Genomic DNA, 20,796 nt, shown 5'->3' with positions numbered 1-20,796 from the left:
CGCTAATTTGGCTTATTTGCTTTTACTGATCAGCAGGAATAATAACACTAATTGTTGTGCCTTCATCTGGACTTGAAACAAGCTCAATTTCACCTTTTAGTTTCTGAGTGACTAGATTATAAAAGATATTTAAGCCAAGGCCTGTGCCGCCTTCATCACGAGCAGTCGTATAGAAGGGTTCGAACACCTTTTTGTGAAGTGAAGCAGGAATGCCCTTGCCGTTGTCACTTACACTAATCAAAATACCTTTATCACACCGCTTACAAACAACATTCACATGGTTCCTCTGATTGGTGCAACTAGCATTAAATGCATGGCGTTGTGCATTGGATATAAGGTTGGTGAGTAGCTGAGCTATGATACCGGGGCAAGTAACAATGTTAAGGTCAGGTGTGACGTCTATCGACAGTTCAATATGTTCCTTTTTCAACATGGGTTTAAGGGGGTTACATATACGAGGTATGTAATCGTCGAGTGCAAACTTCTCTACTTCTAAAGAGGTTTGATCTGCCGAGGTACGTTTGAAGTCTTGGATTAAATTTGCTGCTCTGTTGAGACTAGACTCTGCTAAATTTAACCCCTCCATGCATATGTGTTTGAAGTCCTTAAAACCTTGTTCAGTAAGTGTTTCGTTTTCAAAGTCTCGGTATATGGATGTGAGCTCATCTCGGCAGTTACTTACCGATGTTAAGGCAATGCCCAAGGGCGTATTAACTTCGTGGGCAATGCCCGCTACCAAGTTACCCAATGCTGCCATTTTTTCTGACTCAACCAGTTTTTCTTGTGCCTGTTCAAGAGTACTTAATGCTGCCTGCAGTTCGGCTGTGCGCGCTTTTACATTATTTTCAAGGGTTTGGTTTGCTTCAATAAGTTTAGCTTCATAGAGCGCTCTTTCATTGGCACTAATTGCCCGACCATACAAATCGGCCAGTGTGGCGGCAAATACAAGTTCGTCTGGTGTCCATTCTCGGGCGGGCCCTTGGTGTTCACAGCAAATAATGCCTATCATTTTTCCGCGGTGACGAATGGGCACATCAAGCATTGAGTTGATGTGCAGTGGTGCTAAATAAACATCGGCAAATTCGAATGTTGCAGGGTGCGTCATTGCATCATTTGCAGCAATAGTGCGTTCAGAGTCGAGTGCCGAAAAATAATGTGGAAAATCGTCACGGCTTAGCGCTAAACTTTCGTCTTCTAAATCGTTGCCTTTATCAATTAACAAGCGGCACTGAATGTGAGATTGACTGTCGTTGTATAACCATATACCCGCACGTGTTATTTCTAAGCCCTCACAAACCGATTTGATTATAAGTCGTGACGCTTTTGCTAAATCGCCTTTATCTATGTCGGGCTTTTGGCTAACTTTGAGTAGTATTAGTTCTAGAGCCTCTCTCATTATTCCTCATCCGGCGCTTGTTCTCGAATTTCTAGAATTCTGTCAAAGTTGTCCAACATTACCTGAGTAATGATAGGGTCGAATTGTTTGCCCGCATTTTCCTGCATGTAATCTTTTACTGCCTCTACAGTCCATGCCGGTTTATAACAGCGGCTAGACAGCAGAGCGTCAACCACATCAACAATGGCCATTATGCGTCCTTCTATCGGAATATCATCTCCGGCTAGTCCTTCTGGATATCCTTGACCATCCCATCTTTCGTGGTGAGTCTTCGCGATAATTGCACCCATTTTGGCAACGATACGATCAGTACCTGAAAGCAGTTCATAACCCTTCTGCGCGTGTGTTTTCATTATTTCCCACTCGTCGGCATCTAGCTTACCGGGTTTGTGTAAAATAGATTCAGGTATACTTATTTTTCCTACATCGTGCAGTGCCGCTGCATAACGAATGGTCTCAATGAATTCGGGGCTCATAAAGAGCCTTTCTGATAAAAATTCAGTCATCAATATTACGCGTTTTACATGCCCGCCCGTTTCCTTACTGCGCATTTCAATGGCGTCACTTAACACCATAATGAGTTCTTTCTGTGTTTGTTGCAGCTCTTCTTTTTGCGTTAAATTTTGAAAAATAACCGATACGTTCGACGCAAATATCTCCAAAGTTTGACGTTGTAGATGATCCAATGGGCCGTTTAATTTGACATACAATATGTTGTGGCTGGTTTTACTTGTTGGGTAATAACCAATGAATAGATCGTCCGATTGATAGTGAGTCTTACTATCTAACACGCGCTTAACTTCTTCTGCTATTGGCGTGGGAATTTCGGTAGAAATGCCTGGCTGACACAGGCCAATCAAATCGCCGCTGGCTCCTAACACCGTCATTTTTGTATCACCATACAAATCTGTGTGCTGTGTAGAAAGATAAAGTACGGAATTGTTTAAGTTGAGCAACGTAAGCGTTTGTTTTAAAACCGCAGTGCCGAATTGGGCGAGCGATTGACTTTCCAATACAGAAGAAGACGATTTGAGAACTTCTTCCATGCCCCGTTTGCTTTCCTCAATGGTTTTGATATCTCTATAAGAACGAATTGCTGTATATACACAAGATTTTAGCTTGATGGAGGAAAGCTCGGTCTTTGCCTTGTAGTCATTGATATCGTAACTTCTAATTACATCTTCTTCAGGCGCTTGACCGGGTTGGCCTGTACGAAGAATGAGTCGCGTAGTGTGATTTTGAAGTTCATTTCGGATTGCTTCTACCAATAATAAGCCTGCATCGTCGGTTTCCATCACAACATCAACAAACGCAAGTGCAATGTCAGGATTGTCCTTAAGTAGACTTAAGCCTTCTTTCGCACTGAAAGCAGATAAAAACTCAACTCCTCTGTTCTCAAAGGTAAATTTTCGCAAGGTGAGTTTGGTAACATCATGTACGCCTTGTTCGTCATCTATTATTGCGATTTTCCATGGCGCGAGTCGGGGAGCAAAAGATTCAACGTCAGAGTTTTTTAAATAACGACATAGAGATAAACAAAAAGTGAAGCAATAATTTAAAAGTAAATCAGAATTGGTGAAGGCGCAAACTGATTGTTCCATTTTTGGTCTAAAGTTCAACAAGAGCCCGACAACCTTTAAATTCCAATAAAGCCACAAACTGAATTGATATGAATCGAAGAAGTTAGCGGAACTGTGATACATAACTATAACCACAATCAATTCCAATAGTGTGGTTGCGTTATTGCAACCCATAGTCTCTCTGTTTACTCTAATTTAACATTTAAATAAAAACCTAATTGGAAGGCATATTGATGAATTTCGCAGAGTTCGCTGCTTCACGTAAAAGTATAAGAGGCTTTACTAAACAGCCAGTTAGCAAAGAAACGGTTGATGTAATTATTAACGCAGCAAAGTGGGCGCCATCTTCATATAATACACAAACGTGGAAAATTCATGTGGTAACAGGTGATGTACTAGATAACATTCGTAAAGGAAATACGGATAACACCTTAGCAGGAAAACCTCATGTGCGAGATTTTCCCTATAAAGAGGAATATGAAGGTATACATCGTCAGCGCCAAATTGATGTTGCTGTGCAGTTGTTCGAGGTGATGGGCATTACGCGGGACGATAAAGAAAAGCGTATGGATTGGATGATGCGTGGTTTTAGACAATTCGATGCACCGGTTTCATTGGTACTGACCTATGATAAATCACTAGAGCCCGCTGGGATAACGCAGTTTGGTTTGGGGTCTTTGGCGTATGGTATTGTGCTTGCCGCATGGGATTTAGGATTGGGGTGTGTGATAAATGGTCAGGGAATTATGCAATCAGAGGTAGTACACAAATATGCCAATATTCCCGATGATGAAGCCATTATGATTTGCATTGCACTTGGCTATCCTGACCCTGATTTTCCGGCCAATGACGTTCGCTCTACGCGTGCCAAAAATAGTGAATTTGTAACTTATCATGGCTATGAATAGTGCTAATTAGATACCATTGAGATTTTCTTGCAGCAATAGTTCTATTTTATCTTCAGGAAGGGGCTTGCTCCAGTAGTAGCCCTGACCAATATCACATCCCATTTCAACAAGTTTTACCAAAGTGGCTTCATTCTCGATACCTTCAGCAACGGTTGTCATCCCCAAACTGTCAGCCATATTAATGATGGCGGAAACTAAGGTTTCTTCATCCTTATTCGAACCCAAAGTTGTAATAAAGTTACGATCTATTTTAAGTTTGCTCGCTTCAAAAGTACGTAAATAGTTCAAATTCGAATACCCAGTACCAAAGTCGTCAATGGCAAATTGCACACCCAACCCTTTAATTTCTTTTAGCTGTGCTTCAATGTTGCCAGCTGAATCTGCCAGAATAGATTCTGTTAGCTCGAGTTCTAATTTCTTTGGAGGTAATTGCGCTTTACCGAGCGCGTGCTTAACAATTTGTGGTAGTGTACCGTCTTTAAACTGTGCAAAAGATAAATTGACTGCAACAGTCAATGAACTATTTCCCTTTTTGTACTGCCTAGCTGCGAACAAACAAGCTTGTTCCAATACCCATTGACCAAGTGGAACTATTAAGCCACTGCGCTCAGCCAAAGGAATAAACTTATCGGGCATAATCATAGTGCCATCGCACTGCGGCCATCGCACAAGCGCTTCTACCGAACAAATATTGCCCGTCGATAAATCAACAAGCGGTTGATAGTGAACGGATAATGCTTCATTGAGCACAGCTGGGCGAAGCTTTTGGATAAGCTTGAATTTTTCGTCACTGTCTTTGTCGAGTTTAGGGTCGTAGTACTCAAAGCGGTTTCGTCCATTGTGTTTTGCTTCGTACATGGCAATGTCCGCTTTCCTACAAAGTTGCTTGAATTGCGTTCCGTCTGAAGGCGCTAGTGCAATGCCAATTGAGCCTGAAACCACAATATTAGTTTGCAATATTTCAAATTCAGACGAGCACCATTCAATAATACTTTTACATAATTGGTCAATTTGCTGTCTATTTTCGACGTCTGAAGCAAGAATAATAAATTCATCTCCTCCAAAACGGATCAAACTCTCTTTGTCTGATAAATTACCAGAAATAGTCTGTGAGATCTTTTGCAAAAAGCGGTCGCCAGCAGCATGTCCTAGAGCATCGTTTACAGGTTTAAAGTTATCCAAATCGATAAAAAGTAGTGCAAGCTGTAACTTCTTTTCTTGGCTTTCTTTTAGCTTTTTCACAAATAGGCGTTCACCAAGTAGGCGATTAGGCAAGTTAGTGAGTGGATCGTGATGCGCCAAGTGTTGAATCTGCAAGCGATTTTGTTCTACCTTTTCATTTTCTCGTTGTAGAGAGTTCATGAGGCGTCGGATGTCATAAACCAAAATGTATACACTGAAGCCTGTAACGCTAAAAATAACAATGATAAAAACAAGGTGAGACCAACTTAGAAAGGGGGTGTTGGGCGAAATGACGTCGTGCATTATCAACCATGTTAAAGCAATGCATTGAACAACAACCAGCGATAAAACACCACTAAACAACATTACACCGCCAAGCAGTGCTGCAAAAATAATTACACCTGGATAACCTAGCATTGCAATGTCAAATACACCGGCACCTGTAGCGGCTAATGCAAATAGCATTAAAGACATAGATCCAAGTAAAACATAGCTACTTGCTGTTACGTGATTGCGATAGGCAAGTGAACCAGATACGGCCAGTGAAATGAAACCAATAAGAAAGATGTTAAAGGCGAATCCACGGGCAACAAAAAGCGATGTCAGTAGGCCTATACCTGTTGCGGCACTTATTTGAATAACTCTTCGTCGGCGAATGTATGTGAGGTCGTCGAGTGTGTTGATGAGTGAAACGTTATCGCTTAAGGGCATTGTTAGATTATGTAGATATTTTTAAAAGACGATACCGACAGTTAGGAAAAAATCAAGCGATAGCGCTATATATATTCAATTGACGGTTCAAGTATATTGGAAAGTTTGTGCGACCTTTTTGCGGCTTTATAACGACACGAGTGGTTGTTACAGTAACGCCAATGTTTAACTGCGATTCTCTTTAACCCACAGCAAAGCGTGCAAAGCAAACAGTCTTTTATTGTTAAAGCGATATGCCACTATGTTGTAAATATAGATTAGAAAATGGCAAAGCCGAATGCGAAGGGGCCGGTAAAAACGGTCCAAATTTTTTGTGCAAAATGTAGGTGTAAACTCTTTAAATATCGAAAGGGTGGCAAAGGTGCTCTGGTAAAGTGTTTTATCGAGCGACTGGTGGAAGACTACACCACGCAAGAAGGTGTATGCCCTTCGTGTCAGTCTCAGTTTGCAAGGTCCGCAATAATAAGAGGTGTACCTGCCCTCAAAATAATAGGGGGAAAGGTTACGTTCAAATAACGCATAGTATAATGCAAAGTAATGAACCACAAATAATGCTTAAAACTATTTGCGCTTATGAAAATATTGCCTAAATTTACGTAGAAGGATGAAATATTATTGATAAATAAGTATTTCCTCACAGGGCCGTGTTAAGACAAAAACGCTGTCAATTTGTGAGAGAAAGTACATGTCCATACAACGCAAGTTTCTTGTTTTTATTTCCGCCGTAATAGTTTGTTTCGCCGTTGTTATTTCAATAATAACCGTGTTCACAACGTCCTCGAATATTTCCAACCAAATTCAGGTCCAGAAAAAAGACACTGCTGACCGCCTTATCAATATTCTAACGGTAACCGATGCGATAATGTTGGAAAGAGTGAAAAGTAGCATGTCGCTCTTGAAGCAACGTGGTATGGCGTTAGGCACACCTAGTCAGTCCACCATGACTACCGTGAAAACGACGCAGGCGAGGCAGTTGTTACTGGGCAATACACCACAAGCTAACAATTTTGTACTGGTGGATGGGTTAACTGATGTTATGGGGGGAACAGCGACCATTTTTAGTAAATCCGGTGATGATTTTATTCGAGTAAGTACAAATGTAATCAAAAACGGAGAAAGAGCGATTGGTACTAAATTGGCCCCTCAAGGAAAAGCTATAAAGCAAATTCAACAAAAAAAGGCTTATTACGGTGCTGTCGATATTTTGGGTAGCCCCTATTTGACTGGTTACGAGCCTATGTTTGATTCCGCCGGTAACGTTATTGGAATTTGGTATGTCGGTTACTCTGCTGACTTGAATGTTTTAGAAGATGCTATCAAGCAAAGCCATGTACTCGACGATGGGTTTGTGGCCTTAAGAGACGCTAAAGGCAATATAAGAATGCACTCTTCTCATGTGAGTGGTGCAGTGGTTAGCCAAGCGCTTTCAAATGACGATGGCTGGATGGTAAAAGTCATCCCCTTTGAGCCTTGGGGCTACGATCTTATTCTTGTAGCCTCTGCAGACGAAAGGGCGGCATTGATTGGCTCGGCCGTGTTTAGCGTCATAGTCAAAATAGTCTTGGCAAGTGCAGGCGTACTTTTCACCATTTGGTTGCTAATACGAAAAATAGTGGGCCGTCCTTTGGAAGAATTTATTGGTGTTGTTAGTAATTTGTCATCAGGACAAGGCGACTTAACCTTTCGATTTAAGGCATCGTCAAGCGATGAGTTCGGTATTATGGCGCGTGCATTTAATCAATTGTTAAGTCAACTTCAAGAAACATTGCGCAGTGTGGATGAGGCTACAGAAGGCATGTTAGCGAAATCTGAAACGCTGAACTCAACCGCAAATCGTTCTAATGAAAGTGTGGCCCAACTAGCACAAGAAACGCAGCTCATAGATGATGCAATTTCGCTACTTCAACAAAATGCAGACACCGTTGCCTCTACTATTCATAGCTCAAGCGAAGCTGCGCTTACCGCAGATGCTGATACGCGTGCTAGCGTAGGTGTGCTCAATCAAACAATCAAAGATATTGAAACTCAAGCTAACGACGTAGACGCTTCTGTACAGGTCATCTCTGAGCTTGCAGCGGCGAGCGAGCAAATTAGTGGCGTAATGGAAGTTATACGAACCATTGCAGAGCAAACTAACTTATTAGCACTGAATGCCGCTATTGAAGCCGCGAGAGCAGGGGAGCAAGGACGAGGGTTTGCCGTGGTTGCCGATGAAGTACGCTCACTGGCCAGTAGAACTCAGTCATCCACAGAAGAAATTCGCAACATGATAGAGCGCTTACAGCAAGGAAGTCGAGTGGCTTCAGAAAAAATGCAACAGAACAAGGAAACTGCGTTTACTACCGTGGAGGTGACGAGAAACGCGGGGATCTCGCTGCAAAAAGCCCTTGAGGCAGTAGACAAGATAACTCAGTTAAATCAAGAGGCTGCAGAAATGGCGCAAGGTCAAAAAGACGTGGCAGGCAATGTAAATAAAGGTTTAAGCAGTATTCAAGCGGTGGGTAAAGCGAACCGTAATTATGCCAAAGAGGTTGCTAATAGTTGCGAGGAACTTGTTGGACAAATTAAGCAGATGCAGATGCAGCTGCGTCGTTATCACTTTTAGCTTGAAGAGGGTAATTCATAAATATCGATGAGTTGAGTAATCAATGAGTTTGAAACGAATGGTAACAATTTGCCAAGGGTTAAGTTGTTCCATTCGTTGCCCCTGCCTCTTTTCCTCTTTATCCTAGCGGGCGAAAAAATAAAAGGCACTAAGCCCGAACACGGAAAAACACAATGAAACCAAAAACTGCGCTACGTACTGCTGTGGTTACGCTGCTTGCGTTTGTGTCACTGCTCAGTACTAAACTGTGGGCGGCAGATGTAGACTACCGTCTACCATCGTCAGTCACTCCTACTTTTCAAAAAATTCACCTAAATATCGACCCGGATGATCCAGACTATTCAGGTACCACTGATATTGAAGTCACGGTTAATTCTGAAACTTCTAAAGTGGGTTTTTACCAGCAAGATCTAACAATTTTGTCAGCGATGCTTCTTTCTAAAAGTGAAAGCATTCCGCTAACCGTTTCAATTGGTGAATATGATATTAACTGGGCAACGTCACAGAAGGCTATTGCCCCAGGTAAATACACCTTGCGCATCAACTTTGAAGGGAAGGTGAATACATCGTCTGACGGCATGTACTTGTCGAAGTTCGAGGAAAAGAATTACATCTTTACTCAGTTTGAAGACATGCATGCCCGCAAAGCGTTTCCAAGTTTTGATGAGCCTATCTTTAAAATTGCTTATCAAATGTCGATTAGCGCGCCCGAGCATCAAGTTGTTGTAGGCAATACACCGGTAGAAAAGACTTCGGTGAACGAGGGAATAAAAACGGTCTTGTTTGAAAAAACTAAGCCAATGCCTACTTATCTTATTGCCTATACTGTTGGCCCCTTTGACAGTGCTGAGTTAACCGGTTTGTCAGTGCCAGGGCGTATTTACGTGCCCAAGGGCTATGCGGATAAAACTGCATTTGTGGTTAAACATACCCCCGAGATATTGGCTACATTGGAAGATTTCTTTGGAATAGATTACCCCTATAAGAAAATGGATTTTGTAGCTGTACCTAATTTCACCCACGGCGCAATGGAAAATGTTGGTCTGATCACCTATCGCGATAGCCTGCTATTGTTGGATGACAACCCAAGCGTAACTGAGCGTTCACGACCGCTAAACGTAATTGCGCATGAACTCGCTCACCAGTGGTTTGGAAACCTTGTCACTATGGCGTGGTGGGACGATTTGTGGCTAAACGAAGCATTTGCTTCATGGGCAGCAAGTTACACCATGAAAACCCTTTATCCCGAGCTAAATTATGCTGACAGGCTAGTGCAGGAAGGTGCGTTTGGTGCCGATGCTAGTCCAACTGTAAAGCCGGTTAAAAAGGTCGTGAAGAGTCAGCCTGATGTGATGGATGGATTAGGGCTTAATTACTCTAAAGGCGAGTCAATTTTGCAAATGATCGAATCGCTAATTGGCACTGACAAGTTCCGTGATGGTGTGCGTATATACATGAACAAGCACGCGTGGGGAAATACAGTTGCTGATGATTTATGGCAAGCATTAGACAGTGTGTCTGAGTTTAACCTTAGTGCCATGATGAAGGCCTATTTAGAGCAGCCTGGTTACCCACTTATTCATATTGGAGCAAATGGCGCGGTTAAGCAGACACGTTTTCATTTCGCAGGTGCAACTGTTGATGAACAGGCATGGGCCATTCCGCTTAAACTTACTTATGAAGTGAACGGTAAGATTAAGAGCGATGTTGTGTTCATCGACAATAAAACCGCCTCACTTCCTCAATTAGCAGAAGCAAAGTGGGTTTACCCAAATGACAACGCTACCGGCTATTTCCGATGGTCAGTAGAAGGGGCTCAGCTTGATGCCTTGCTAAGTAACATCGATGTGCTTAACAAGCGCGAGAAAAAGAACGTTCTATATAACTACCAAGCACTTTTGAATGCCGATAAAACCGGTATTGACAGTGTAATTAAAGTGCTTAATACCCTAGCAGAAGACAGTGACCACGAAGTTGTTCGAGCAGCAGTAAGTGTATTGTCTGAATTTGACTATTTGGTAAATGATAATAATAAGGCCAAGTTTGCGGCATTGTTAAAGCAAAACTACTCGCCTTTACTTGAAAAGCTGACTCTAGTTCAAGGGGATAGTGACGAAACCGCCACTATACGCTTACGCGACCAGTTATTTGAAATGCTAGGTATGTATGCTGACGATGCCGAGCTAGTTACCAAAAGTAAGGCGATAGCTAACCAATACATAAAGGACTCTTCAAGTGTGCCTTCTGGGATTGCCGGTACAGCTATCGCTATCGCCACTAAGCACAGTGAGGTTAAAGATAATTCAGCGTGGTTTGATAAGCTTACTGCTGCGTTTGATAAAGCACAGCTTCCCAACGTGAAAAGTACGTTAATTTATTCGATGCATTTTAGTGATAAAGCGTCGGTATTTAAAATGCTGGATTTAGCGTTGACTGACAAAATTACACCGGCAAATACCATGTATATGGTAGTGCGAGTTGCCCGTAATCTGGACGATCATACTTTGCTCTATGAGTGGTTGGCAAAGAACCAGCAAGCACTTATTGAAAAAATGCCAGATTACCATGTTTCGCGTATGCCTGAGTTTGTGTCTAGAACCTGTTCTACGCAGAACCTTGAAATGGCAAATACATTTTATGCTCCAATTAAAGATGCACATCAAGGTATGGCGCGAAGTGTGGACATCATGAATGATGAGTCACAGCAATGTTTGCGTTTGAAAGCGGCTTTTCAACAGGACTTTGATGCCTTCCTTAACTCTTTATAGGAGCCAAGGTCTTTAAATGTAGCTGAATTTAGAAACCCAGTAGCAGAATTCTGTTACTGGGTTTTTTGTTGAAAATTTTCCCTTCCAGGCTCATGTTCTTCGTAATGTGGCAATGTAGCTTCGAACACTTCCCAATTGGCTTTTGAGTTAACAAAGTTATGGGATTTAGGACGCTCTTCAATATCTGAATCCAAAAAGCCCAATCTTAATCTAATGTAATTAGGCGTTGTCGAGCTTGCGCTGTAAATAGGGGATGCGCAGGTTTTGCAAAAGTATCTTCGTTTACCTGGCGAAGTCTCATACTCACCCAAATAGTTCTGGCCTTTTGTAATTTTAAAATGAGCTTTTAGGACAAAACCGTTAGTAGAAAAAGCCGTTCCGCTATTTTTTCTGCATTTTGAACAGTGACAATGAATTATTGATTCAATTGGACCTGCTATCTCAGCGGTGACCTTCCCGCATAAGCAACTACCTTTGTACATGTGAAATATTCTCTTTCTCTTACTCAAAGTGTTTTTGTAACGCGCACTGCGTTGAATTACTTTGGGGTGGGATTTGTTTTTCTTTGGTAAGAACTAAAGAAAAACAAGCAAGAACGTTAAATATAAACTACGGTGAAATTTTTCACTATTTCTCTAAAAGAAAGGCTGTTTTTGTTTTTGGGAAATATAACTGCAGACATGTTAGTTTTATACTCATTGTGCGGTTTGGTTGGAGTAATTTTCTCAACCGTCGACTGATGATATTCAGGAGTAACATGGCTTTACCAAACGACAAACATTATTTGTTGCGAACATTTTGTGCAGTTGCTGATGCTAAGTCATTTAGTAAGGCTGCTGTCATTTTGCGAATGCCGGTGTCGAGCGTGAGTAAAAATGTAAAACAATTAGAAGATAGCCTTAATACAAAACTTATTATCAGGAATACACGGTCAATGAGTTTGACTGAAGTCGGTGCTATCTACTATCAGAAGGGGCGTAGTATTCTGCAAGCGCTTGATGATTTGAATAAAGAAGTATATTCGCTTATAGATAAAATAGATGGAACGTTAAGAATATCGATGCCTTTGATGATAGGCGAGCGCGTTTTATCGCCCGTTTTGTCGAAATTCATGAAGTGTTACCCTGATATAGCTTTGGAACTTGATTTTTCCCATTCCCCCACGGATCTCATAGAGCAAGATTTTGATATTGCATTTCGAACAGCGTCTCAAATCCCTGATAGCTCTCTATTCGAGAAGCGGCTATTCAAGCTCCAACCAATTTTTGTCGCATCGCCAGACTATTTAAATATAAATGGTACACCTACTTCAAAAGCCGATTTAGTTCGTCACGATAGGCTGGTATTTCGCTCTACGCTTGAAACTAAGAGTACGGATTCTTTTCTCGATGGTGAAAGTAAGAATAGAAATAGGGTTATCTCCAACAGTCACCAAAGTTTAATTTCGGCAGCACAGTCGGGTGCTGGTATCGCGTGCGTTTATGATGTGTTAGTTGAACAAGAATTGACAAACAAGGTACTTGTTCACATTTTGAAAGATCATCAACCTCGTCAAAAATATCTCTCAATGCTTTACCGCCAAAGAGGCTCAACTTCGATGAAGATAAGGACCTTTATCGATTTTATTCAGCATTACTATGAAACATCAACACAATCTTTGTAAAACCATAAACTTGATATTGGAGCATGAGAATGTCAATTGCAGCAAAACTACTTATTACTTTTGGTGTGTTGTTCTACTTGGTAGTCATTCCTGTACTTGAATGGAACCAAAGTCATGTGTTCAACGAGCAATGGCCTCCTCACGCCAGATTTCATGAAGTTTGGCAGTTGACCAGCAATATCGCGTTGGGAGTTGCAGTATTGTGGCTAAGTTGGTTTAGAAGCCAGATAAAAATTGCAGCAATGATCTCGTGTTGCGTCATGGGTGGTGTGATTGTGTCGTTTTTACTATCTGGGCACAGTGGAGGAAGTGTACAATCGGGAAATATAAGCAAATATATACTTGGGTTAGACCTTGCTGTTTTTGTTGCAATTGTTGTTTGTTTAACAGCATTATTGGCGGTTTTCGTTGATGAGAAAGATAAATCTAACTAGAGCCTATTTATCTTTGTTCATTTTTTAGTGTTGGCGGGCATAGGTTAACTCACACAAACATGCTTGCGAGCAACCAAAGTTACTATAACCGTGCTACAAAATTTAATTTTTTACTATTTACATGTGATTTAAAATGAACCATGCTGGAGAAAAAATTAATTGGCACACTATGATTGACAGTATCTCTTATTCTCAGCGCCAACGACTGGCGTATATCGATTTTTGCTTGTTGTTTAAAGGTGCTATCCACCGACAAGATTTAATTAGTCGTTTCGAGGTCGGGCTTTCTGCAGGCTCCCGTGACTTTACGTTATACAAAGAACTCGCGCCGGATAATTTGTATTATGACCCGCGTGAGAAGCGTTACTTTCAAACAGAGTCATTTACGCCTGTTTTCGAGCATGACGCAAAGCGTACGTTAGTAAAACTTGCCAATGACATCTCTGATGGTTTTGATGCAATAGGTGATATTCACTTCCCCGTTGAAAGTGCATCATCGCTTAATGTGCCCGATATATTTGTGGTTGCAAAAATTGTTCAGGCCATTGTTAATAATAAAGCGGTCAGTGTTATTTATACGTCTCTTTCAAGCGGCAGTGGTGCACGAGAAATTGTTCCTCATAGCATTGTGGATAATGGGCAGCGTTGGCATGTTCGTGCATTTGATAGAAAATCTCAGAGTTTTCGCGATTTTGTACTAACACGTATTAGTAAGGTAACCCTTAAGTCTTCACCAGAAGTAAGTGAAGGTATTGACTGCGACGAGCAGTGGCAAAAACTTATTCCGCTTGAAGTTGTTCCTCACCCTAAAAATATCAAGTATCCAACGGCCATTGAATTAGACTATGCAATGCAAGATGGCGTACTAAAACTTGAGGTGCGCGCAGCAATGGCGGGTTATTTACTGCGCAGGTGGAATGTGGATTGTACAAAGCACGCTAGTCTTCGTACTGGGGAATACCAACTGTGGCTGCGCAATCATCATTTATTAGTCGATGCAGGTAATCCAGCAATTGCACCTGGTTATATTGCTCCAGAAGCACAATATGCATAGTGCCTGTTTATCTTTGTGCACAAATGGGTCATGCACATAAAACAAATACGCCCTAGAGCCTCGCCTCTACTGATGATGAACGTGCTTGCGAATACAAGTTAGCAAAGTGGTTTTATCTATAGGTTTAGGTAAAAAATCGTCCATGCCGGCGGCCAAGCATTCTTCTTTGTCCTCAGCAAAGGCGTTAGCGGTAAGTGCAACAATAGGTGTTGTTATCTTCAGTTCACTTCGAAGTATTTTCGACGCCTCTATGCCGCCCATAATTGGCATATTGCAGTCCATCAAGATTAAGTTAAAGGAATATCGCTTACAGGCATTTACCGCTTCTTGGCCGTCTTTAACATGTAAGAAGCGGTAGTTCTCACCGTTTAGTATCGCTTTAACAATTTCGGCGTTAATGTCGTTATCTTCGGCAATGAGGATACGCTTAGTTTGATTAACGCTAGTCTCTTTTTCGATAGATGATGTACTTTTTTCAAACAGAGAACTTAAGTCGTGCTCTAATTCTCTACGATTGATTGGTTTGGTGTGAGTACGCCAAAGTAAATGCGAGGCATCTTTTTCATAGGTTAGCCGCTCTAGCTCCGCTGAAATCAATATTACTCGAGGAAATGTAATAGGTTCTAGAGATTCTAGTTCGAGTAACATGTCGATACCGCTCATGGTTGGCATCGCTAAGTCTACAATTAAAATATCGTAGGCTAAGGGGTCGTCATCTAAAAAGGCTCGAGCACAGTGATAGCTCTTGCTTCTTATGCCCATTGCACTAACGATGTGCTCTATATATTCACGGCTGGTTTGTAAGTCGTCGATAATGGCACAGTGTAGTGGTGCTTGGGTATCGACACTTAATTGAGGAAGCGTTGCCGATTTCGCTAGCATGGTAAAGGTGAATGTACTTCCTTTTCCCGGTGTTGACCTAACTGTTATATCTCCCTCCATTAATTGTGCAAGCTGTTTGGCAATGCTCAATCCTAACCCTGTACCGCCATGGATGCGTGTTGTGGACTGGTCTGCTTGTTCGAATTTATCAAAAATTGTGCACAGTTTTGTCTCATCGATACCGATGCCGGTATCGATGACATCAAAAGAAATAATGTTATGGTTGGTTTGTTCTAGAAAGGATACTTTCAACGTTACTGAGCCACTGTCTGTGAACTTTATGGCGTTACTTAAGAGGTTATGCAAAATTTGCGTGATTCTGGTTATATCGCCACTTATCACGGGAGGCAGGGAAGGGTCTTTGTAATAATGGAAAGCTAAACCTTTCTTTTGGCAATACGCACGTTGTAGTGATACCGCATCATCTAATACTTGCAATAAATCAACGGGCGCATGTTCTACTTTGATCTTTCCCGCCTCAATTTTTGAAATATCTAGAATGTCGTTGATTAAGATGAGAAGTTGACCTCCTGCGCTCTGCGCCTTCTTTAAATAGACATTACTTTTCTCTGGGTTGTCTAGCGCCAACTCTATCATGCCGAATAACCCGTTCATTGGTGTGCGCAGTTCGTGACTCATACTCGATAGAAACTCTGACTTAGCTTTGCTAGCTCTGCGCGCCTCTTGTTCGGCGATTTCGGCTTGGTTTTTTAGGGTTGTAAGGTTTTTAATTGAATCTCTAATGGCTTTATCGAGAGGAGAGAAAATGAAAATGGCTTCAATCAACAGAAGCAGCAACGTACCTAGCCATAAATAAACCTCAACTGAGGCGACGGTATCGACACGGGCCGACGCTTCACGTTCAAATAAATCGACAACGTAGTCAAGGTCGCTGAGGAGTTGTGTTACTTTTTCAATGGAATATAGTCGGGGGATATCACAGGTTGGTGCACTAAAGAGCCCTTGTGCCCATTGAGTGTATTGTTCAACTCGAGTGTCTAATGCTTTTACACCAAAGTAGACATTGTGAATTACAGGAGACAATGACGGAATTGATATCAAACGTTGATGATTGTTATTAAACGTGGCTAAAGCATTACTGAGATACTGCTTTTCTTTATATGAGCCGCATATTCTTCCCGTGGACGCTAATAGCGCAATACGCTGTGAAAGCATGCGCTGCTGTCCCGCAATGTTGATAATTTCAGCGTCTTGTTTTTGGGCGCTAATAAGGTTGTAGATAACCGTAAACGACAAAGAAACTAGTGATGCCGTTAACAATAGCGCTGCAATATATCGAGTTCGGATAGACATGGCATCGTAGCTTGTATAGTGATATACAAAAGATAATAGATACCAAGTGGTTACGCAATGACGCTTACCTTAAAAGTTTGCGTCACGGCGAAACATTCTTTAATTACAGGGGAGGGAACCACCCACGTAAGATTGCTTGTGGTGTGTAGAATTGTGCGTTCTCAGAAGTTAATGCGTTATGTTGCAATGGGGACGCTGGTGCCCCTTTACCTGATGAATCAAACTCTGAAAAGCGTGCTTCAGTGAGTGGGTTGAAATATCTTTTGGTACCATCTGGGGCTGTCCCGCCCATACTCGTCCACCTTTCTTTTGAAATGTGGGAGTCCATATATGTTGAAATAAACGTTGCTTTTCCTACAGCATAGGGGTCAGCGTAGCGACCATCAGGAAACGTTGTGGTTGGGTGCCAGGGACGCCCTAGTGCAACACTAAATTTAGGAACACCGTCTTCTCTTTCTAATCGACAATTGAAAAATGTCAGGCCGAAAGGGCGATGTATGTTGGTACTCGGGGCCGTAACGTAGCCGGTATATTCCATGTTGTTATCAGTCGCATACCGCGTACGTGACAAAATAGTAACGTCATCAAAAAGTGCCGTTCCTTCACCGAAAATGAAATCGATATGTCCTGCAACAATGCCTCCTTTTATGTAGGCTCTATCGCCTTTTAGGTACAAGGTGTCTTGGTAACTCCACAGCGCCACGTTATTTAAAAAGACTTTGTCAGAAAGTACATCCGTTTTTAATGCAACCGCTTGCTCTCCAGAAACCTTTGTTGGGTCTGAATCGTCTTTCAACTCATTTGCAGGGTAATCAAAATCGTTTTTTACCGTTAGGTTTTCAAGGGTGACGTTACTGCCAACTATTTCAAACGTGGCGGTGCGACGTGTTCCCCATTTCTCTGTTGAACCTTCAGCTATTGCCTGACCCGCATATCGGTTAAATACAATGACCGTGCTGTCGCGCTCTTCACCGATAAAGCGTACGTTGTTTTGTTTGACGACGACTCTTTCGCGGTAAACCCCTGAAGTGATGTAGATGATTGTGCTGTCATCTTTTTGATTTGATGGCTTCTTATTCGACGATTGCGTAATGTGTGCTAATGCCAGTGTAACGCTTTCAAACTGCGGTAGTGACGAGTCAATCGGTGTTTTTGTTACGACTACATCGACTCCGCTGGGAAGGTTTGCAGCAAAGCTTACGCCAGGGAGACAAAGTAAACTCGAAAAGGTTAGTGCAGCAAGCGCTATTAGTTTTCTAGAATAAGTCATGGGCTTCACTAGGTTATTCGCTGTGGCTAAAAGGAAGGCCGTTAACGGTGACATTATTGATAGACAATGACGCCACATTTTCAATGATTCCATCGTCTTTCACATGCTTGAACGTAACATTGTTAAGTGTAATACCAGCGATTGGCGTATGGTCGTAACCCCTCAATACAAAAGGTCGTTTGGCAGTGTCTACGGTCATGTTTTCAATGGTGACCTCTTCAAGTAGAGGAGGGAATGCACCAGCATCACCTTCTTCATAAAAATAATTGACGACTATGGCATCTTTAACCGTGCCAATATCAATATTGCGGTAGTTAAGGTTCTTTAAGTGACCACCGCGAATACTGTTTGTTTTTATGCGAATGCCTCTGTCGAGATCGGGGCTGCTCATTGTGCAATATTGGGCGTAGAGGTTTTCAACGCCACCAGAGATCTCACTGCCAATTACTACGCCGCCGTGCCCCGCTTTCATTTCACAATGTTCTATAACTATATTGCTACATGGCACATTTACTCGTCTACCGTCAGCATTACGCCCTGATTTAATGGCAATGCAATCATCACCCGTATCGAAGGTACAACCTTCAATAAGCACATTAGTGCAGCTTTCAGGATCACACCCGTCAGAGTTCGGCCCAAAACTTTGGCAATAAACATCGCTAATTGTCACGTTCTTACACAGTACTGGGTTGAGCAACCAAAATGGTGAGCGAACTATGGTGACACCTTCAATAAGTACATTTTCGCAGTTGTAGGGCTGAATAAATGGAGGGCGAAGGTAGTTATTGTCAAATACTCGCTGTGCAACAGGTGTTTCTTTTTCTACCATGATTTGAAGTGCGTCACGGGTGTATTTTTGATTCTCAACCGGATCATCACCCCATGTCGACGCCTTCCATTTACCTTTCCAAGGCCACCAATTATCCGCGGCCGCACCACCGTCGAGTTTGCCTTTACCTGTAATAGCAATATTGGTTTTTTCAAAGGCATAAATAAGAGGGGAATAACCCATTAATTCCATACCTTCCCAACGGGTAAAAACATAAGGTTTATAATCGTCAGGTTCAGTAGAAAAGGTAATGGTTGCACCTTCTTCAATGTGAAGGTTAATGTTTGATTCAAGGTGAATAGGTCCTTTACTAAACCAATTGCCTTTGGGAACTACCAGCGTACCACCACCTTGCTTGGCAAGATGATCAATGGCCAAATGCAGCGCTTGATTAAAATTTGGCTTATCGCTACTTTCGATAAAAGACGTAACGTTAATCTTTACGTCTTTAAAGGTTGGGCGAACAATATTGGCTTTGATTAGGGATGCTTCTTTATCCCACTGCTTTTGCGTTCTTATTGATGGTGTGTTGCCGCTAGATGTACTGACACATCCGCTCACTAAGCTAGGAACACCCACTACAACGCCAGATGCGGCAAGTGTCGATGCAATTGATGACTTTAAAAACTGTCTTCTTGATTGATTGTTAGACATTTGAAACCTCTAGTAATGTAATGGGTGCTAACACAATTATTTATTCAAATAGTGTGCGGCCAATATGAAAGGACCTACGCCTTTTGCATCATTTGGGCGGATAGGTTCGCTGATATAGTACTCAAACGAGCCATCGCGATAAGGCTTTCCACCCAGACCTGCTACGCGACACACTTTTTCAAGCGTAATGACGTTAGTTTCTGCGTCGACAGAAATCATTTGGTCAAGCATTCCTGCAAAACTTTTCTCTGCGTCTTGATGGTATTGCTGTGGCAACAGTTTTAGACTAACGCCTTTGGCAATAGCGTACGTAAGCATTGCTGTACCTGATGCTTCCAAGTAATTACCTTCTTTATTGCCCAATTCAGTTACTTGATACCAAGTTCCACTTGTGTGTTGATAAGCAAGTGCTGCATCAATGAATTTGTGGAAACGCTCGGTTAACCATTGCGTTTTAGGGTGCTCACTTGGCACAATTTCAAGTACATCAACCATGGCCATTGCATACCATCCCAGTGAGCGTGACCAGTGGTGTTTTGAAAGGCCTGTGTCTTTATCTGCCCACTTTTGTGCTTTTGATGCATCCCAACCGTGGCGCGGTAGACCTGTGTTGTTGTCGTAAAGGTGCTCTTCAATGAGTTCGAATTGTAAAAATACGTCGTCAAGCTCGCTCATGTCACCGTACTTAACAATATATTCGGCATAGAAGGGGGCGCCCATGTATAAACCGTCTAACCACATTTGTTCCGGATAACGCTTTTTATGCCAGAAGCCGCCTTGAGACGTGCGAGGATGTGTATTGAGTTGGCTTCTCAGTAGATCAGCAGCTTTCTTGTATTTGTTATTACCTGTCTCTTCGTATAGAAAAAATAGCACTTTGCCAGGGTTAACCATGTCGATATTGTACTTGTTCATATCGTAGGTTTTGATGCTGCCGTCATCGTTGACCAGCATGTCGTAATACCCTTTTACATAAGACAGTAAGCGTTCGTCTTTCGTTTTCTTGTACACTTCAGTAAAAGCAAGTAAGTTTAAGCCGTGAACATAATCCCATTGTGGGGTTTCATCCCAGTCGATTTGCCATGCTTCTGGAAAGCGAACCATTTCCGATTCAATCATTCTGATTGACCATGGTTGTGTGTTGTCTAATGTAGTTTGCGTTTGTGCGTTTACATGTGAAGCGAACGCAATACAAGCTGCTATGGATACCGTACGTAAAAAAGCTTTCAGCATAACGTGACCTTAATTTATAACATTGTTAAAACACTCTGTGCTACCGGTAGCATGATGGTTTTTATTTGCGTGAATGTCAACGAAATAATTGAGTTTTCTTAACTTTTCATTTACCTAAGATTGCTCCTCCTTTTATATGTTATCTTCATGATTTATATGAAAAATATTGATGTTTATGCTTTTGTTTGAATTGCATTTTTTATCCTGTTTTTTCGTTTCGTGAACATTTATTTCAATCATTTTGTAAATTATTTCTACAAAATTGTTGCCACCGGTAGCATTAATGTTTAGGATGTAAACCAAATGTAAAGCC

General features: G+C 41.9%; 15 protein-coding genes. 7 read left to right on the top strand and 8 right to left on the bottom strand.

The genetic code is table 11. From position 1 onward, the window contains the following. Positions 1 to 22 precede the first annotated feature (22 nt). The gene (locus EYR97_RS06525) at positions 23 to 1,396 is read right to left on the bottom strand and encodes a sensor histidine kinase (RefSeq protein WP_131092998.1); all 1,374 of its coding nucleotides are present in this window, start codon (positions 1,394 to 1,396) and stop codon (positions 23 to 25) included. Further along, entirely contained in the window at positions 1,396 to 3,150 is a 1,755-nt protein-coding gene (locus EYR97_RS06520) for a DUF3369 domain-containing protein (RefSeq protein ID WP_258313207.1), read from the bottom strand. Before EYR97_RS06520 ends, EYR97_RS06525 begins: the two co-directional genes overlap by 1 nt. A gap of 59 nt (positions 3,151 to 3,209) precedes the next feature. Here EYR97_RS06520 and EYR97_RS06515 point away from each other — a divergent pair, with 59 nt between their 5' ends. After that, positions 3,210 to 3,884 carry a nitroreductase gene (locus EYR97_RS06515; protein ID WP_131092997.1) on the top strand — a complete coding sequence of 225 codons (675 nt, stop codon included), beginning with the start codon at positions 3,210 to 3,212 and terminating at the stop codon, positions 3,882 to 3,884. A gap of 6 nt (positions 3,885 to 3,890) precedes the next feature. Here EYR97_RS06515 and EYR97_RS06510 read toward each other — a convergent pair whose 3' ends face one another. Continuing rightward, positions 3,891 to 5,777 (bottom strand): bifunctional diguanylate cyclase/phosphodiesterase, encoded by a 1,887-nt coding sequence (locus EYR97_RS06510; protein ID WP_131092996.1) that lies wholly within the window; start codon positions 5,775 to 5,777, stop codon positions 3,891 to 3,893. Between the two features lie 264 nt (positions 5,778 to 6,041). On the opposite strand from EYR97_RS06510, the gene EYR97_RS22250 reads away from it, so the two are divergent. From EYR97_RS22250 to EYR97_RS06495, 3 genes are all read left to right on the top strand, one after another. After that, positions 6,042 to 6,293: a hypothetical protein gene (locus EYR97_RS22250; protein ID WP_131092995.1), complete on the top strand. Its 252-nt coding sequence runs from the start codon at positions 6,042 to 6,044 to the stop codon at positions 6,291 to 6,293. 169 nt (positions 6,294 to 6,462) lie between these two features. After that, positions 6,463 to 8,382 (top strand): methyl-accepting chemotaxis protein, encoded by a 1,920-nt coding sequence (locus EYR97_RS06500; protein ID WP_131092994.1) that lies wholly within the window; start codon positions 6,463 to 6,465, stop codon positions 8,380 to 8,382. A 173-nt stretch (positions 8,383 to 8,555) separates the two neighbouring features. Then, the gene (locus tag EYR97_RS06495) at positions 8,556 to 11,150 is read left to right on the top strand and encodes a M1 family metallopeptidase (protein WP_131092993.1); all 2,595 of its coding nucleotides are present in this window, start codon (positions 8,556 to 8,558) and stop codon (positions 11,148 to 11,150) included. A gap of 53 nt (positions 11,151 to 11,203) precedes the next feature. Here the strand turns inward: EYR97_RS06495 and EYR97_RS06490 are convergent, their stop codons facing one another. Further along, complete coding sequence (locus EYR97_RS06490) at positions 11,204 to 11,632, bottom strand: GFA family protein (protein WP_131092992.1); 429 nt, start codon at positions 11,630 to 11,632, stop codon at positions 11,204 to 11,206. 275 nt (positions 11,633 to 11,907) lie between these two features. Between EYR97_RS06490 and EYR97_RS06485 the strand changes: the two genes are divergently transcribed. The 3 genes from EYR97_RS06485 (at position 11,908) to EYR97_RS06475 (ending at position 14,301) form a co-directional block, all read left to right on the top strand. Beyond that, on the top strand, positions 11,908 to 12,813 hold the full coding sequence (locus EYR97_RS06485; protein ID WP_165477992.1) for a LysR family transcriptional regulator: 906 nt from the start codon (positions 11,908 to 11,910) through the stop codon (positions 12,811 to 12,813). A 29-nt stretch (positions 12,814 to 12,842) separates the two neighbouring features. Next, positions 12,843 to 13,247 carry a DUF6640 family protein gene (locus tag EYR97_RS06480; RefSeq protein WP_131092990.1) on the top strand — a complete coding sequence of 135 codons (405 nt, stop codon included), beginning with the start codon at positions 12,843 to 12,845 and terminating at the stop codon, positions 13,245 to 13,247. Positions 13,248 to 13,416: 169 nt separating this feature from the next. Continuing rightward, on the top strand, positions 13,417 to 14,301 hold the full coding sequence (locus EYR97_RS06475; protein ID WP_131092989.1) for a WYL domain-containing protein: 885 nt from the start codon (positions 13,417 to 13,419) through the stop codon (positions 14,299 to 14,301). A 66-nt stretch (positions 14,302 to 14,367) separates the two neighbouring features. On the opposite strand, the gene EYR97_RS06470 is transcribed toward EYR97_RS06475, so the two are convergent. The 4 genes from EYR97_RS06470 to EYR97_RS06455 all read right to left on the bottom strand — a co-directional run bounded on the left by EYR97_RS06470 (position 14,368) and on the right by EYR97_RS06455 (position 20,483). After that, positions 14,368 to 16,497 carry a response regulator gene (locus EYR97_RS06470; protein ID WP_131092988.1) on the bottom strand — a complete coding sequence of 710 codons (2,130 nt, stop codon included), beginning with the start codon at positions 16,495 to 16,497 and terminating at the stop codon, positions 14,368 to 14,370. Positions 16,498 to 16,600: 103 nt separating this feature from the next. After that, complete coding sequence (locus EYR97_RS06465) at positions 16,601 to 17,767, bottom strand: pectinesterase family protein (protein ID WP_131092987.1); 1,167 nt, start codon at positions 17,765 to 17,767, stop codon at positions 16,601 to 16,603. Between the two features lie 13 nt (positions 17,768 to 17,780). Then, entirely contained in the window at positions 17,781 to 19,250 is a 1,470-nt protein-coding gene (locus tag EYR97_RS06460) for a glycoside hydrolase family 28 protein (RefSeq protein ID WP_131092986.1), read from the bottom strand. 36 nt (positions 19,251 to 19,286) lie between these two features. Continuing rightward, positions 19,287 to 20,483: a glycoside hydrolase family 105 protein gene (locus tag EYR97_RS06455; RefSeq protein WP_131092985.1), complete on the bottom strand. Its 1,197-nt coding sequence runs from the start codon at positions 20,481 to 20,483 to the stop codon at positions 19,287 to 19,289. Positions 20,484 to 20,796 lie beyond the last annotated feature (313 nt).

This window comes from Alteromonas sp. KUL42, assembly GCF_006538325.1.
Classification (GTDB): domain Bacteria; phylum Pseudomonadota; class Gammaproteobacteria; order Enterobacterales; family Alteromonadaceae; genus Alteromonas.
The sequence above is the reverse complement of the archived record's forward strand: the minus strand, read 5'-3'. Positions and strand labels throughout refer to the sequence as shown.

Excerpts from the sequence above, each read along its gene's own strand:
- EYR97_RS06525 (WP_131092998.1), bottom strand. The coding sequence starts at position 1,396 with ATGAGAGAGGCTCTAGAACTAATACTACTCAAAGTTAGCCAAAAGCCC.
- EYR97_RS06520 (WP_258313207.1), bottom strand. The coding sequence starts at position 3,150 with ATGGGTTGCAATAACGCAACCACACTATTGGAATTGATTGTGGTTATA.
- EYR97_RS06515 (WP_131092997.1), top strand. The coding sequence starts at position 3,210 with ATGAATTTCGCAGAGTTCGCTGCTTCACGTAAAAGTATAAGAGGCTTT.
- EYR97_RS06510 (WP_131092996.1), bottom strand. The coding sequence starts at position 5,777 with ATGCCCTTAAGCGATAACGTTTCACTCATCAACACACTCGACGACCTC.
- EYR97_RS22250 (WP_131092995.1), top strand. The coding sequence starts at position 6,042 with ATGGCAAAGCCGAATGCGAAGGGGCCGGTAAAAACGGTCCAAATTTTT.
- EYR97_RS06500 (WP_131092994.1), top strand. The coding sequence starts at position 6,463 with ATGTCCATACAACGCAAGTTTCTTGTTTTTATTTCCGCCGTAATAGTT.
- EYR97_RS06495 (WP_131092993.1), top strand. The coding sequence starts at position 8,556 with ATGAAACCAAAAACTGCGCTACGTACTGCTGTGGTTACGCTGCTTGCG.
- EYR97_RS06490 (WP_131092992.1), bottom strand. The coding sequence starts at position 11,632 with ATGTACAAAGGTAGTTGCTTATGCGGGAAGGTCACCGCTGAGATAGCA.
- EYR97_RS06485 (WP_165477992.1), top strand. The coding sequence starts at position 11,908 with ATGGCTTTACCAAACGACAAACATTATTTGTTGCGAACATTTTGTGCA.
- EYR97_RS06480 (WP_131092990.1), top strand. The coding sequence starts at position 12,843 with ATGTCAATTGCAGCAAAACTACTTATTACTTTTGGTGTGTTGTTCTAC.
- EYR97_RS06475 (WP_131092989.1), top strand. The coding sequence starts at position 13,417 with ATGATTGACAGTATCTCTTATTCTCAGCGCCAACGACTGGCGTATATC.
- EYR97_RS06470 (WP_131092988.1), bottom strand. The coding sequence starts at position 16,497 with ATGTCTATCCGAACTCGATATATTGCAGCGCTATTGTTAACGGCATCA.
- EYR97_RS06465 (WP_131092987.1), bottom strand. The coding sequence starts at position 17,767 with ATGACTTATTCTAGAAAACTAATAGCGCTTGCTGCACTAACCTTTTCG.
- EYR97_RS06460 (WP_131092986.1), bottom strand. The coding sequence starts at position 19,250 with ATGTCTAACAATCAATCAAGAAGACAGTTTTTAAAGTCATCAATTGCA.
- EYR97_RS06455 (WP_131092985.1), bottom strand. The coding sequence starts at position 20,483 with ATGCTGAAAGCTTTTTTACGTACGGTATCCATAGCAGCTTGTATTGCG.